Annotated in this window: 13 protein-coding genes; 4 read left to right on the top strand and 9 right to left on the bottom strand. The window is 72.0% G+C overall.

The window, feature by feature from the left end; translation table 11 throughout:
• Nucleotides 1–2: 2 nt before the first annotated feature.
• Nucleotides 3–452, bottom strand: a complete 450-nt coding sequence (locus tag ACFVT1_RS20445) for an SRPBCC family protein (protein WP_389797281.1) — start codon at nt 450–452, stop codon at nt 3–5.
• A gap of 107 nt (nt 453–559) precedes the next feature.
• A complete protein-coding gene (locus ACFVT1_RS20440; RefSeq protein ID WP_389797278.1) occupies nt 560–1,366 on the bottom strand; it encodes a metallophosphoesterase in 807 nt (268 codons plus the stop codon).
• Nucleotides 1,367–1,654: 288 nt separating this feature from the next.
• On the opposite strand from ACFVT1_RS20440, the gene ACFVT1_RS20435 reads away from it, so the two are divergent.
• Entirely contained in the window at nt 1,655–3,451 is a 1,797-nt protein-coding gene (locus ACFVT1_RS20435) for an AMP-dependent synthetase/ligase (protein WP_389797276.1), read from the top strand.
• Nucleotides 3,452–3,772: 321 nt separating this feature from the next.
• On the opposite strand, the gene ACFVT1_RS20430 is transcribed toward ACFVT1_RS20435, so the two are convergent.
• Nucleotides 3,773–4,915, bottom strand: coding sequence for a glycosyltransferase family 4 protein (locus ACFVT1_RS20430; RefSeq protein WP_389797275.1), 1,143 nt, complete (start codon nt 4,913–4,915; stop codon nt 3,773–3,775).
• A gap of 144 nt (nt 4,916–5,059) precedes the next feature.
• Here ACFVT1_RS20430 and ACFVT1_RS20425 point away from each other — a divergent pair, with 144 nt between their 5' ends.
• Entirely contained in the window at nt 5,060–6,307 is a 1,248-nt protein-coding gene (locus tag ACFVT1_RS20425; RefSeq protein ID WP_389797273.1) for a glycosyltransferase 87 family protein, read from the top strand.
• Nucleotides 6,308–6,321: 14 nt separating this feature from the next.
• Here ACFVT1_RS20425 and ACFVT1_RS20420 read toward each other — a convergent pair whose 3' ends face one another.
• The 5 genes from ACFVT1_RS20420 to ACFVT1_RS20400 form a co-directional block, all read right to left on the bottom strand.
• Nucleotides 6,322–7,578, bottom strand: coding sequence for a hypothetical protein (locus ACFVT1_RS20420; RefSeq protein ID WP_389797271.1), 1,257 nt, complete (start codon nt 7,576–7,578; stop codon nt 6,322–6,324).
• A gap of 17 nt (nt 7,579–7,595) precedes the next feature.
• Entirely contained in the window at nt 7,596–8,627 is a 1,032-nt protein-coding gene (locus ACFVT1_RS20415) for an NlpC/P60 family protein (protein WP_389797268.1), read from the bottom strand.
• Between the two features lie 236 nt (nt 8,628–8,863).
• On the bottom strand, nt 8,864–9,892 hold the full coding sequence (locus ACFVT1_RS20410) for an NlpC/P60 family protein (RefSeq protein ID WP_389797265.1): 1,029 nt from the start codon (nt 9,890–9,892) through the stop codon (nt 8,864–8,866).
• 284 nt (nt 9,893–10,176) lie between these two features.
• Complete coding sequence (locus tag ACFVT1_RS20405) at nt 10,177–11,538, bottom strand: NYN domain-containing protein (protein ID WP_389797262.1); 1,362 nt, start codon at nt 11,536–11,538, stop codon at nt 10,177–10,179.
• A gap of 37 nt (nt 11,539–11,575) precedes the next feature.
• Complete coding sequence (locus ACFVT1_RS20400; RefSeq protein WP_266745708.1) at nt 11,576–11,818, bottom strand: hypothetical protein; 243 nt, start codon at nt 11,816–11,818, stop codon at nt 11,576–11,578.
• A gap of 161 nt (nt 11,819–11,979) precedes the next feature.
• Between ACFVT1_RS20400 and ACFVT1_RS20395 the strand changes: the two genes are divergently transcribed.
• Together ACFVT1_RS20395 and ACFVT1_RS20390 are read left to right on the top strand one after the other, a co-directional pair.
• Nucleotides 11,980–12,732, top strand: a complete 753-nt coding sequence (locus ACFVT1_RS20395; RefSeq protein ID WP_389797258.1) for a rhomboid family intramembrane serine protease — start codon at nt 11,980–11,982, stop codon at nt 12,730–12,732.
• Entirely contained in the window at nt 12,729–13,010 is a 282-nt protein-coding gene (locus ACFVT1_RS20390) for an Lrp/AsnC family transcriptional regulator (RefSeq protein WP_389797256.1), read from the top strand. The genes ACFVT1_RS20395 and ACFVT1_RS20390 overlap by 4 nt, the downstream gene beginning before the upstream one ends.
• 80 nt (nt 13,011–13,090) lie before the next feature.
• Here ACFVT1_RS20390 and ACFVT1_RS20385 read toward each other — a convergent pair whose 3' ends face one another.
• Nucleotides 13,091–14,467 carry an aminotransferase class V-fold PLP-dependent enzyme gene (locus ACFVT1_RS20385; protein WP_389797253.1) on the bottom strand — a complete coding sequence of 459 codons (1,377 nt, stop codon included), beginning with the start codon at nt 14,465–14,467 and terminating at the stop codon, nt 13,091–13,093.
• Nucleotides 14,468–14,581 lie beyond the last annotated feature (114 nt).

Raw genomic sequence — 14,581 nt, 5'->3', positions numbered from 1 at the left:
GGTCAGGCCTTCGGGACGGACTCGACGCGCTTCTTCAGACCGGCCAGGGCGCGGTCGATGATGACCTTCTCCGCCTTGCGCTTGATCATGCCGAGCATCGGGATCTTGACGTCGACGGTCAGCCGGTAGGTGACCTCGGTGCGGTCGCCGTCGCCGAGCGGGGCCAGTGCGTAGGAGCCGTCGATGGCCCGCAGCATCTGGGACTTGACGAGGGTCCAGCTGACCTCGTGGTCGCCGATCCAGGTGTACGCGAGGGTGTGGTCGTCCTTGATCGCTCCGGCGTCGAGGACGAGGCGGACCTTCTCGGCGCGGCCCCGGTCGTCGGTGGCGAGGATCTCGGCCTCCTTGACCTCGCCGGTCCACTCCGGATAGCGGGCGAAGTCGGCGATCACTCCCATGACGTCGGCCGGCGCCGCCTCGATCGTGATGCTCGAGCTGGTGTGTTCAGCCATCGCCGTGGCTCCTCCAGTGCGGTGTACCGGTGCGTCGGCAGAAGCCTGCCGTCAGAAGGCTATCGCGTGCGCGCGGCGCCTCGGCCCAGGGCCCGGTGCCGGTGCGGTCACCACTCCAGGGCCCAGGGCCTGCCGGTGGACGCGAAGTGGCCGACGTTCACGCATTCGGTGGCACCGATCCGCATCCGGCGGACCAGGGGCTGGTGGACGTGGCCGAAGAGCGCGTACCGGGGCCGGGTCCTGCGGATGGCGTCGAGCAGGGCCCGGCTGCCGCGTTCGAAGCGGCGCGCGACCGTGTCGTACGTCAGCTCCGGCACATCGGGTGGGATGTGGGTGCAGAGCACGTCGACCGGACCGATCGCCTCGACCTTGGCCGCGTACTCCTCGTCGCTGATCTCGTACGGGGTGTTCATCGGGGTCTTCAGGCCGCCGCCGACGAAGCCGACCACGAGGCCGCCGATTTCGACGCGGTCGCCGTCGAGGACGGTGGTGCCCGGGCGCGCGTACTCGGGCCACAGGCCGGGGATGTCGACGTTGCCGTAGGTGGCGTACGTCGGGGTGGGGAAGACCGCGAAGAGCTCGGCGTACTGCTTGCGCACCGCCGAGACGATCGCGGCGTTGCGGTCCATGCCCGCCCACAGGCCGCGGCCGAACTCGCGGGCCTCCTCGAAGCGGCGGGCGGTGCGCAGTTCGACGATCCGGTCGGCGTTCTCCACGCCGAAGAGATCGGGGAAGATGCCGCGCGAGTGGTCGGCGTAGTCGAGGAAGAGCACCAGGTCACCCAGGCAGATCAGGGCATCGGCGCCGTCCCCGGCGCGGGCCAGGGCCTCGGTGTTTCCGTGCACGTCACTGACCACATGGACACGGGTGCGCCGCGCGGCCGGGCTTCCTTTGCTGTGCGGTCCGACTGGCATGCCGATCACCCTAGGACTCCGCCGCCCACCTGGGTAGAGGCCACCGGACCTGCGATTACCTCCGGCCGGTAACGGCGGTGGACTACTGTGCGCCCAAGGATCACGGTTGTGTGTGACGCATAAGACATCTGGCCGGAACCCCCTATCGGGAACCGAGTACTGGTGGGTAACGTCCGGGCAGTCCGGCAGTCCAGTCGTGCTCACCCCACTGAGCACCTGCCAATCCTGGACCGCAGCCGGTGCGTCGCACGGCGCCGTGGCACCGGAGCCCGATGAGGAGCAGCAGTCTTGCGCGAGTTCAGCCTTCCGGCCCTGTACGAGGTCCCTTCGGACGGCAACCTGACGGATCTCATCCGCCGCAATGCCGCACAGCATCCCGATGTCGCGGTGATGAGCCGCAAGGTGGCGGGCACGTGGGCCGATGTCGACGCCGCCCAGTTCCTGGCCGAGGTCAGAGCCGTCGCCAAGGGCCTGATCGCCGCGGGTGTCGAGGCGGGCGACCGGGTGGCCCTGCTCTCCCGTACGCGCTACGAGTGGGTCCTGCTCGACTTCGCGATCTGGAGCGCGGGCGCGGTCACCGTCCCGGTGTACGAGACGAGTTCGCCCGAGCAGATCCAATGGATCCTCGGTGACTCCGGCGCCACGCTGTGCGTCGTGGAGTCCCGGGCGCACCAGGACTCCGTGGCCTCGGTCCGGGCGGATCTGCCGGAGCTGAAGGGCATCTGGCAGATCGAGGACCAGGCGATCCGCCGGCTGACGGAGACCGGCGAGGACGTCTCGGACGAGACCCTCGACCTGCGGATGGCGTCCGCCAAGGCGGACGACCCGGCCACCATCGTCTACACCTCGGGCACCACCGGCCGCCCCAAGGGCTGTGTGCTCACGCACCGCAGCTTCTTCGCGGAGTGCGGCAACGTGGTGGAGCGGCTGAAGCCCCTCTTCCGTACCGGCGAATGCTCGGTGCTGCTCTTCCTGCCCGCCGCGCACGTCTTCGGACGGCTGGTCGAGGTGGCCTCGGTGATGGCCCCGATCAGGCTCGGCTGCGTACCGGACATCAAGCACCTCACCGATGAACTGGCCTCCTTCCGGCCGACGTTGATCCTCGGTGTGCCGCGCGTCTTCGAGAAGGTCTACAACGCGGCGCGCGCCAAGGCGCAGGCCGACGGCAAGGGCGGCATCTTCGACAGGGCCGCGAACACCGCGATCGCGTACAGCCGCGCGCTGAGCACCCCTCAGGGCCCGTCCCTGGGCCTGAAGTTCAAGCACAAGATCTTCGACCGGCTGGTCTACGGCAAGCTGCGGGCCGTGCTCGGCGGCCGCGGCGAGTACGCGATCTCCGGCGGCGCGCCGCTGGGCGAGCGGCTCGGCCACTTCTACCGCGGTATCGGCTTCACCGTCCTGGAGGGCTACGGCCTCACCGAGACCTGTGCGGCCACCGCCTTCAATCCGTGGGACCGGCAGAAGATCGGTACGGTCGGCCAGCCGCTGCCCGGCTCCGTCGTCCGGATCGCCGACGACGGCGAGGTGCTGCTGCACGGCGAGCACCTGTTCACCGGCTACTGGAACAACGAGGCGGCGACGGCCGACGCACTGGCCGACGGCTGGTTCCACACGGGCGACATCGGCACGCTCGACGAGGACGGCTATCTCTCGATCACCGGCCGCAAGAAGGAGATCATCGTGACGGCGGGCGGCAAGAACGTCGCTCCCGCGGTGATCGAGGACCGGATCCGCGGGCACGCCCTGGTCGCCGAGTGCATGGTGGTCGGCGACGGGCGGCCGTTCGTGGGCGCACTGATCACCGTGGACGAGGAGTTCCTGTGCCGCTGGGCCGAGGAGCACGGCAAGCCGGCCGGCGCGTCGGCCGCGTCGCTGCGCGAGGACCCGGAGCTGCTGGCCGAGGTGCAGCGCGCGGTGGACGACGGGAACGCCGCGGTGTCCAAGGCGGAGTCGGTACGCAAGTTCCGCATCCTGCCCTCCCAGTTCACCGAGGAGGCGGGCCACATCACCCCGTCGCTGAAGCTGAAGCGGAATGTGGTGGCGAAGGACTTCGCGGACGAGATCGAGGCGATCTACCGGGGCTGACGGAGAGCCACCGGGACTGAAGGCCGTCTTCCGGAACGTGAAGGCCGGCCGCCGGAGCGGACCGGCCGTCACGGTGGACCGGCCATCGGCCGCGCATCGGCCGTCGGGGCGCGCCGGTCGTCGGCCGCGCATCGGCCGCGTGCCGGTGGTCGGCCGGCGCGAGGTTCCGGATCACCCGCTGATCCGCTTCCCCGGGGCGGCTCCCCGGCGCGTGGCCTTCGAGCGGGCCGGTCCCGTCGTGGCCACGACGGCCTCGGCCGTCGTGGCGGGCACGGCCTCCCCGGCAGTGCCCGCCACCGCGGCAGAACCGGCCCGGCGGTCTCAGAGCAGCGCCTTGAGCCTCTCGGCCAGCAGGTCCCAGCGCCATTTCTCCTCGACCCAGGCCCGTCCCCGCTCCCCCATCCGCCGTCGCAGCTCCGGGTCGCGGAGCAGGGCGACGATCCGTTCGGCCGACTCCTCCGCCGAGCCGCCGCGCACCACCCACCCGGTCTCGCCGTCGAGCACGGCGTCCGGCGCGCCGCCCGAATCACCCGCCACCACCGGCAGCCCGGTCGCGGACGCCTCCAGGAAGACGATGCCGAGGCCCTCCACGTCGAGGCCGCCACGACGGGTCCGGCACGGCATGGCGAAGACATCGCCCGCGCCGCAGTGGGCGGGCAGCTCGTCCCACGGGACCGGCCCGGTGAAGCGCACCGAGTCGGCGACCCCCGTCTCCGCGGCCAGCCGTTGCAGTTCCTTGGCGTACGGCCCGCCGCCGACGATCAGCAGCACCGCGTCCGGTACCTGCGCCAGGATCGCGGGCATCGCGAGGATCAGCGTGTCCTGGCCCTTGCGCGGCACGAGCCGTGACACGCAGACGACGACGGGCCGGTCCGCGAGCCCGAGCCGGGCCCTGATCAGGTCCCCGCCGGAATCCGGGTGGAAGGTCTTCTCGTCGACGCCGGGCGGCAGCTGGACCATGCGGTCCGCCGCCTCGGGGGTGAGCACGGCGGCGATCCGGGAGCGGGTGTACTCCCCCAGATAGGTGATCGTGTCCGTGGTTTCGCCGATCTGCCGCAGCAGCTGCCGGGCCGCGGGCAGCTGGGCCCAGCCCGCCTCGTGTCCGTGCGTGGTGGCGACCAGGCGCCGGGCACCGGCCTTGCGCAGCGCCGGTGCCATCAGCCCGAGCGGGGCCGCGGCGCCGAACCACACGGAGGTGCAGCCGTGTATCCGCAGCAGCTGCGTGGCGCGCCGGGTGACCCGGGGAGTCGGCAGCAGCATCGTCGTACGGTCGCGGACGACGGTGAAGGGCTGCTCGGCGTCGAAGGCGGCGGTGGCCGCGACGCCTTCGGGGCCGCGCTTCCAGGTGGAGGCGTATACGACGATCTGTCCTGGGTCCAGGCGCAGTGCCATGTTGTGCAGAAACGCCTGGATACCGCCGGGGCGGGGCGGGAAGTCATTGGTCACGATCAGGGTCTTGTCCATCTCGGCCGACAGTACCGGGCGACCGCCGCAACGGCTCTCGCACGGGCCGGGCGGGCATCATGGCTCCTCGTACCACCGGGTACCCGCCGGCGTACGCGCCGGGTGCCCGCCGAACCACCCATCGACGAAACGGACGAGGCGGTCATGACCGGACCGACCGGCACGCGGCTCGCTCTCGCGGTCTGGACCCTCACCAGGTTCCTGCTGCTGCTCTGCGTCACCAAGGCGGTCACGCTGTCCGGGCCGGACGTGACCAGTGATGTCTCGGTGATCTACCACGGCTGGTCGGAGGTCCTGAGGACCGGTACGTACCCGCGGTCCGACGTCACCTGGCAGTACCCGCCCCTCGCGGCGCTCGCCGTCCTCTCCCCCGCTCTGCTGCCGTTCCTGGAGTACGCCTCGGCCTTCTTCGTCCTCGCCTTTCTGTGCGACGGGCTGGTGCTGGGGCTGCTGCTGTACGCGGGCCGCGGGACCGGCCGGCGGACGGCGGGTGCCTGGGTGTGGGTGGCCGGGGTGCCGCTGCTCGGGGCGACCGCGTACGCCCGGTACGACGTGATGGTGACGGCGGTGGCGGTGGCGGCGCTGCTGGCGGGGGTGCGGCGTCCGCGGGTGCTGGGGGCGCTGGCCGCCGTCGGCGCGCTGCTGAAGGTGTGGCCGGCGCTGGTCCTGGCCGGTAGCGCGCGCGGGCCGCGGACACGCCGGGCCTGGACGGCCGCGGCGGTGACGGCGGCCGGGCTGCTGGCGGTGTGCACCCTGGCGATGCCCGGCGCACTGGCCTTTCTCGGCTTCCAGCGGGACCGGGGCACCGAGGTCGAGTCGCTGGGGGCACTGGTCTTCCACGTGTGGCGGCAGTTCGGCTGGCGGGGCCGGGTGGAGCTGCACTACGGCTCCATGGAGTTCCTGGGGCCGCACGTGCCGCTGGTGAGCACGCTCGCCCTCGGTCTGTCCGCCGCCGCCGTCGGCTGGCTGCTGGTGTGGCGGCTGCGGGCCCGCGACTTCCGGGTGAGCACCCCGGCCGACGCGGCGTTCGCGGCGGTGCTGCTGTTCACGACCACGAGCCGGGTGCTCAGCCCGCAGTACATGCTCTGGCTGGTCGGCCTGGCGGCGGTCTGCCTGGTCTTCCGTGAGAGCCGGATAGTGCTGCCGGCCGGTCTGGTGCTGCTCGCCACGGGATTCACGCAGTGGGAGTTCCCGTTCGGGTTCGTCCATGTGGTGAGCAGTGACGCGACGGGCGTGGCGCTGCTGCTCCTGCGCAACGGCCTGCTGGTCGCGGCGACGCTCATCGCCTGCCGGCGGCTGTGGCGGCGGACGGTGCCCGGTGCGCCGCGGGGCGGCGGCTCCCCGGCCGCCGTGTCCGGCGCCGGCCAGGAGGCGGAGCCGGTCGGCTCCTGAACCGTGCGCCGCGCTCAGCCGAGCCGGGCGCGCAGGTGGTCCCGCCAGAGCGTGGTGAAGTCCCCCGGGGTCGTGGCGAGCACCTCCCGCATGGCCTGCTCCACCGCTCCGTCCCGCCCATGGTGCCCTCCGACGGCCCGGTAGAAGGCGAACAGCTTCTCCTCGCCCCAGTGGTCGGCGATCAGCTCGCAGGCCAGCCGGCCGCCCTCGTACGCCTCCGCCAGGCGTACGGGGTCGCCCGCGAAGCCGAAGTCCTCGTCCGCGGGGAGCCCGGCGGGCAGCTCGCCGCGCGCGACGGCGTCGGCCAGTTCCGGCGCGGCCTGTGCGGCGGTACGGTCCTCGGCGCGGTAGGCCGCCCAGTCGGCGAAGCCCTCGGAGAGCCAGGCCGGGGTGGCTGCGGAGGTGTGGGCGCGGGTGGCGACATGGGTGATCTCGTGGGTGAGGACGATCCGCCGCCCGAGGGTGCTGAGCGTGCCGTACGCCTGCGGGTTGACGATCACCCGGTCCGCGGGCGCCCGGTCCGGGCCGCCTGCCTGCCCGGTGGTGACGGCCGCGATGCCCCGGTAGTTCGCCCCGGGTGACCCCAGCAGTCCCGCCATGTCCTCCACGGTGTGCGGCACGAGCACCAGCACGCGGCCGGCCCAGCGTTCCGGCCAGGCACCGGAGACGGCGGGCACCGCGCGGTCCGCGGTCCGGGCGATCGCGCGCAGCTCCTGCTCCGTGCGGCCGGCCCCGAGGACGAGGCTGCGCTCTCCGCGCACCACCCGTACGTCGCCCTGCTGCCAGAGCAGCCCGCCGCCGGCCTTGCCCGCCCGGTCACCGGTGATGTACCAGCGGCCGTCCGCCCGGTCCCGTCTCAGGTCGAGCACCCGGTCCACGGAGACCGGGGCGGCGTCGTAGCCCTTGATCCCGTAGCGCAGCCGGACGTCCGCGGTGGCCCGGTCGGCGCCCTGCCCGGTCACGTCCGTCAGCCGGTACGTCCACGAGCTCAGCGGTATGTCCGCGAGGTTCTCCAGCTCCCGGCGCTGGGCCGTGCGCAACCCGGTGGCGCGCGGGTCCACGGCGGCCACGTAGGCATCCGCGTCGTGCGCCCGCACGGCGGCCGCGCGGCGGTCCAGAGTGGCCCGGATGCCTCGGTCGGCGGAGCCCTTGGCAGCGCCGTCGTCCGGGGCCGCGCAGGCGGCGGCGAACAGCAGCCCGGCGAGCAGCGCTCCCGCCGTGCGCCGTCCTGCGCCACGTCCCCGCCGTGCGGTACGCCGTCTGCCGGTCACCCGGTCGAGGGTACGGGTCAGACGCGGGTGACCGACGAGACGGGCATCATGCCGACGGGGTCGTAGCGCACCGGAGCGCCCGGGTACGGGGCGTGGATGACCTGGCCGTTGCCGACGTACATGCCGATGTGGCTGGCGTCCGCGCGGTAGGTGACCAGGTCGCCCGGCCGGGCCTCGGAGAGCGGCACCATGTGTCCCGCGTACCGCTGGGCCTGCGAGGTGCGCGGCAGGCTGACCCCGGCCTGGGCGTACGCCCACTGCATCAGCCCGGAACAGTCGAATCCGGCGGGTCCGTTGGCCCCCCAGATGTACGGGCGGCCCAGCGCCTGGCGGACCGCCGCGACGGCCACCGCCGCGCGTGCCGAGCCGGCCGGCAGATCGGCGATCGCCGGGACCGCGCCGTCGCTGCCGGAGCGCGAGGCCCGCTCGAAATCCGCCCGGTCGGCGTCGGGCAGCGCGTCCAGCAGCTGCTTGGCCCGGGCGAGCTTGTGCTCGACGGTCCGTTTGTGGTGGGTGGCGGCCGCCTGGTTGCGCTCCAGCTCGGCCAGCGCCCGGACGGCCTCCGCACGGGTCTGCGCGAGTTCGCGCTGCGTCTGCTGGAGCTCCCGCAGCTCGGTGGCCCGGTGCTCGGTCAGGCGGTCCAGCACGGCCGCCCGGTCGAGGTAGGTGTCCGGGTCGGAGGAGAGCAGCAGGGCCAGTGACGGGTCGAGGCCGCCGGAACGGTACTGCGCGCTCGCCACCGAACCGAGCGCCGTGCGCATCCGGTTGAGGTGTTCCTGGCCGCGGGCCGCCCGGTCCCTGGCCCGGTTCACCTCGCCGCGCAGCCGGTCGGCGTTCTCCTCGGACTCGTTGTACTGCTCGGTGGCCCGCTCGGCCTCGCCGTACAGCCGGTCGACCCGGGCCTTGGCGCTCCGGGATGTGTCCTGCGGGTCGGCGTTGGCCGTGGCCGCTCCGAGGGTGGCGGCCGCGGTCGCCGCCGCGGCCGACAGGACAGTGATCCGGGCGCCCCTGTTGAGGCCGGGCTGTGTGGAACGGCGATGGGACACCACAGGACGCCGCACTCCCTTCCGCTGTACGCAGATCGCGCAGCCCCTGCCACCCGGGGCGGGCGGACCGACGACCGGGAGCTGCACAGCAGGCAGACAGTAGTCGGACGGTTACGGAGCGGCCACAGGCCGCGCCGGGCGGACGGCTGTCGCAAACATGAACGCCCCGCCGGTGACCTGTGGTCTCCGGCGGGGCGGACTGTCTGCGCGGGCGCGGGAATTCGCCCGTTCGGGCGTCGTCAGCCGACGCGCACGCCGAACTGGAAGCTGCCGATGGTGTTCATCGACTCGTAGCGGACGAACGCGCCCGGGTACGGGGCGTGCAGGATGGTGTTGTTGCCCGCGTAGAGGCCCACGTGCTCGGTGTTGTTGAAGAAGACCAGGTCGCCCGGCTTCAGCGCGCTGCGCCCGATATGGGCGCCGTCGTTGACCTGGGTGTACGTGACCCGGGAGATCTGGACGTTGGCCTGGGCGTAGGCCCACTGGGTCAGCCCGGAGCAGTCGAAGGATCCGGGGCCGGTGCCGCCCCTGCCGTACGGCTTGCCCTCCTGGGTGGCGGCGGCGTTCAGGGCGGCGGCGCCGCGGGCGGAGGCGGGGACCTCGTTGCCCAGGTCGACCCGGTCGCTCGCGGCGCGGCTGGCACGCTGCTCGTCGTTCCGCATCTTCGTACGCTCGGCCGCGGTCATCGTGTTGAGCAGGCGCTGCGCCTCGGACAGCTTGTCCTGGAGCTTCTTCTTCTTCGCGCCGAGCGTCTTGCGCACGTCCGCGAGGTCACCGAGCTTGTCCTGGGCCTCCTTGCGCTCCTGCGCGAGGACCCGCTGCTTCTCCTGGATCTTCCCCAGGGTCTCGGTCTGCTTGGCCGTCAACTGGTCGAGCGCCGAAGCCCTGTCGAGGAAGCTGTCGGGGTCCGAGTCGAGGAAGAGCTGCACCGACGGGTCGATGCCACCGGAGCGGTACTGGGCGGCGGCGAGCGAACCGAGGCCGTTGCGCAGGTTGTTGATCTCCTGCTGGCCGCGGGCCACCTTGTCCTGCAGCGCGCCGACTTCCTTCTCCAGCTTCTGCTGCTTCTCCTTGGCGCCGTAGTACTGCTCATTGGCCGCGCCGGCCTCGTGGTTGAGCTTCTCGACCTTCTCCTTGACCTCGCCCTTGGAGGGCTTCGGGTCGGCATGGGCCGCCTGCGCGGTCAGGGCCATGGCCGCGGCGGCGGTCGCGGTGAGCACGGTCACACGAGCGCGGCTCGGCTGCTTGGGACGACGGTGGGACGCCACGGAGGCGAGCTCCTTCTTCCTCGAGCCGCCTACCGGGCTGTGGGGGATTCGAATCCCCGGCTCCGTGCATGTCACGGACTCGGCGGTGCCTTCGCCGTCACCCCGAATGAGTGATCGACCGTGCGAAGGTTCGAGCCCTGACCCTAGTGACCAACTTGTGATCAGTTCAAATCCTCACAGGAAAAATCTCATCACAGGAGGTACTTCTTTACCCACATCGCACAGGGGGTAGCGACGACTTGACGATCCGTTCCCCGATTTCCACCGAGACCCGGCAAGTGTCGCTAGACGCGCGAAAGGCGCTTCAGGAGCAAGACGGACGCAACGGGCCTGGCGCCCGCCTTCGCCACTCCGTCGGCGACTTCGCGGTCGGTGGAGACCACCACGACCGGCCGGCCCGGCGGTTCGGCCCGCGCCAGCTGGCGGATGAGTTCATCGGCGGTCACACCGGGCTTGCTGAACAGCACCCGGACCCCGCGCGGCGGCGCGAGCAGCACCGGAGCGGCCAGCTCGGCCCCGTCGAAGACACAGGTCATCTCCGCGCCGGTCTGCGCCGCGAGGACCGCGAGACCGCCCAGCAGCCGCAACCGCTGCTTCTCCAGCGGCAGCTGCGGATAGCCGGTCTTGGTGACGTTGTAGCCGTCCACGATCAGATGCGCCTGCGGCAGCGCGAGCAACTGGTCGAGCAGGGCCGGATCCGTCTCCGAAAGGGCCCTGGCCGCAATGTCCTTGGGCGACATCCTGCCCGGCTCGACCGCGTCGGCACTGTCCGCGGGGCGCATCGACGACGGCGGCAGAGCCAGTTCGCGACGGAGCCCGCGGGCCGCGTCGAGCACCGTGTCCAGCAGCAGCCGCAGCCGCATGTCCTCGACCGACCGGCCTTCCCTGGCGGCCCTGCGGCCCGCCTCGACGGCCGCCTCGGCCTCACCGAGCCGCGCCTTGAGCCGACGGGTCTCGCTCTCGGCGGCGGAGACCTGGGCGGCGGCCTCGGACCGCACCGTGTCGGCCTCGGCCCGGCTGCGGCGCAGTGCGGCCTCACCGCGCTTGACCTCGTTGACGGCGCTGCGCAGTTTGCGCTGAAGGGAGTCGGCCTCCTTGCGGACCGTGTCCAGCTCGGCGCGGAGCCGCTCGGTCTCGCTCTTCGTGTGGGAGCGGGACTGGGCGAGCTCCTCGCGCAGCCGTTCCAGCTCGCGGCGGCTCTCCTCGTCGGCGCGCTCGGCGTCGGCCCGCTGGGCCTCCTCGCCGGCCGCGGCGACCAGCTTCACCCAGTCGGCCGGGCGCAGCACATAGGCGGCCGCGGCCACATCGACGGGATCGGCAGCGGCAGGCGGCGAACCGGCCTCCAGCGCGGCGGCCAGCTCCGGCTGCCCCTCCTTGAGCCGTTCACCGATCCGCTGCCGGAACAGTGCGTCGCTCTCCAGGGCGGCCGCCATCGCGTTCCCGGCGAACTTGGCGCGCCGGGTCGGGGTGAAGCGGGCGTACTGTCTCAGCTGGGCCGGGAGTTCGGTGAGCGTGAGGCCGCCGAACGCGTCCGAGACCAGCGCGACGACCCGCCGCCGCACGGCTTCGGGCAGCGGGCGGTCGAGCGCCTCGACGGCGTCGCCGGCCGCCTCGGCCGACTCTGCGCCGCTAGCGGGCTGCTCCACCATCCGTCACCCCAAATTGTCTGTCCGCGCGGCTCCGTCAGGAGTCGGCACCCGGCCTGGCCACCAGTTCGATCTGATCCACCGCGTTGCACCAACGGCAGCGCACCGACTCGATGGTCTCACTGACCACCTCGCGTTCCTCGACGGTGGACTCCCCGGCCAGGTCGAGATGGACGTACTCGACGACCTTGGAGGAGCGCGTCACGTCGAAACGCGTGAGGTTTCCGCAGAGCGTGCAGCGCCAGCGGGTCCCGTCGGTCGGCTGGGGAACCGTCGTCATCGTGCGTCCTCTTTCGTCGAGCCTCGTGCTGCCTGCTTCAAGGATCTCGCGGTGCGCCGTCGAACTGCGGATGTCCTGCGGTTACCCTACGGCCTCGGTGCGTCCCCCCGACACGGCGAGGCGGTCTGTCCCGTTCCCTCCGCTTGCGTCATGCTCTGTTCATGATCGATCGGCGTGCTGCGGCCGGCAGGCTGACCAGGGGGCTGCTACGGACGGTCACCTCGGGCGGCCCCCTGGTGACCCATGCCCTGATCGCCCTGTGCTGTCTGGTGTTCCTGATCAGCCCGCTCTCCGGGCTCAATCCGCCCTCCGGCACCGCCGACGCCCTGCTCGCCGCCCAGGCGGGGTACTTCGAACGCTGGGGGGTGATCCCGAGCGAACTGTGGGACGGCTCCGCACGCGCCCTGCTCACCCCGCTCACCGCCCTCTTCGTGCACGGCAGCTGGCTGCATCTGCTCGGCAACATGCTCTTCCTGTACGTGTTCGGGGCGATGGCCGAGGAGCGCATGGGGCGTATCGAGTTCACCTTCTTCTACGTCGCCTGCGGCTATCTCGCCCTGGTCGCCTACGCCGCCGCGCACGCCACGTCCGACCAGACCCTCGTCGGCGCGTCGGGGGCGATCTCGGCGGTGCTCGGGGCGTTCCTCTACCTGTTCCCCAGGGCCCGGGTCACCAGTCTGTTCCCGTTCCTCTTCTTCCTGCCGCTGCGCTTCCCCGCCTGGATCGTGCTGATCTTCTGGTTCGTCCTGCAGTGGCTGGCGGTCCGGGGCGCGGGCAGCGGAGGGCCCGGCGTGGCCTATCTGGCCCATGTGGTCGGCTTCGCCCTCGGCTTCCTCTACGCCTGGGGACGCTACCGGCGTGCGGATAGAGTGAAGTCACCAGCCGCGGCCACCGAGGGAGAAAACCAGCCGTGATCACCGCGATCGTGCTCATCAAAACCAGCGTGGACCGGATTCCCGAGATCGCCGAGGCCATCGCCGCGCTGGACAGCGTCAGCGAGGTCTTCTCGGTCACCGGTACGTACGACCTGATCGCCATGGTCCGGGTGGCCAAGCACGACGACCTGGCGGACGTCATCCCCGGCCGGATCAGCAAGATCCCCGGCGTCGCCGCCACCGACACGCATGTGGCCTTCCGTACGTACTCGCAGCATGACCTGGAGGCCGCCTTCGCCATCGGCCTCGACGCGTAGGTACGCCGCTCACCGCGGCGTGACACTTCGGCGGGGGACGGGCAGCCGAGCCCGTCCCCCGCCGAAGTGCTGTGCGGCCGTCAGAGCTGCGCCGTGCCCCGGTCCGGGACGCAGCGGCCGCCCTCGGTGCGGTACTTCCACTGGGCGCCCTCGCTCACCAGTTCCCTGACGGCGCGGACGAAGCGCTCGATGTGCTCGTCCGGCGTACCGGCCCCGAAGCTCACCCGGATCGCGTTCAGCGAGCGTTCCCCCGGCTCGGCCTCCGGCGCGCCGCACTCACCGACCTCCTGCGGGTCGCTGCCCAGCAGGGTGCGGACCAGCGGGTGGGCGCAGAACAGTCCGTCGCGGACTCCGATGCCGTACTCGGCGGAGAGTGCGGCGGCGAAGTGCGAGCTGTTCCAGCCCTCCACGACGAAGGAGATGACGCCGACCCTCGGGGCGTCGTCGCCGAACAGCGAGAGCACCTTGACCTCGGAGACGTCGGCGAGTCCGGCCCGGACGGCGGCGACGAGGTGCTGCTCCCGGGCGACCAACTGGTCGAAGCCCGCCTCGGTGAGTGCCTTGCAGGCGGAGGCGATGGAGTACACGCCGATGACGTTGGGGGAACCGGCCTCGTGGCGGGCGGCGGTGGAGTGCCACTCGACGTCCACGCCGCCGTCGGCGCGGCGGGCGACCTTGCGCGAGGCGCCGCCGCCGGCCAGGTACGGCTCGGCGTCCTGCAGCCAGTCGGCCCGGCCCGCGAGCACCCCCGAGCCGAACGGCGCGTACAGCTTGTGCCCGGAGAACGCGACCCAGTCGACGTCCAGCTCCGCGATGTCGACGGGGTGGTGCGGGGCCAGCTGCGCCGCGTCCAGCACGATCCGGGCACCGTGCGCGTGCGCGGCGGCGGCCAGCTCCTTCACCGGCCACAGCTCGCCGGTGACGTTGGAGGCGCCGGTGACGCAGACCAGCGCGGGGCCGTAGGGGTCGCGGTCGGCGAGGGCCCGCTCCAGCGTCTCGACGGCCTGGGCGGGGGTGCGCGGGGCGTTCAGGTAGGTCACCCGGGCGTCGCGCCACGGCAGCAGCGAGGCGTGGTGCTCGGTCTCGTACACGAAGACCTGGCAGTCGGCCGGGACGACCGCGGCCAGCAGGTTGAGGGAGTCGGTGGTCGAGCGGGTGAAGATCACCTGGTCGTCCGCGCGGCAGCCGAGGAACTCGGCGACGGTCGCGCGGCTGTTCTCGAAGAGGTCCGTGGAGAGCTGCGAGAGGTACCCGGCGCCGCGGTGGACGCTGCCGTAGTACGGGGCGTACGCGGCGATGTCGTCCCAGACGCGCTGCAGGGCGGGGGCGCTGGCGGCGTAGTCGAGAGCGGCGTACGCGACCTCGCCGCCCGTGACCAGCGGAACCGTTACATCCTTGCCCAGAACCGACAGAGGGGCACAAAGCGACTGATCGGCGGCAGCGGTGAAGACAGACATGGCGAACTCCCGTAACAGGCAGGCGAATTGCGTGCGCCGGCGGATACGCGGCAGCGCAGCGGAAAGAGAAAAAGGGTGTGCGGAGGAGGGCCGGGAAGCCCTATCGCATTCGCT

Source organism: Streptomyces sp. NPDC057963 (assembly GCF_042887155.1).
GTDB lineage: Bacteria > Actinomycetota > Actinomycetes > Streptomycetales > Streptomycetaceae > Streptomyces.
The sequence above is the reverse complement of the archived record's forward strand: the minus strand, read 5'-3'. Positions and strand labels throughout refer to the sequence as shown.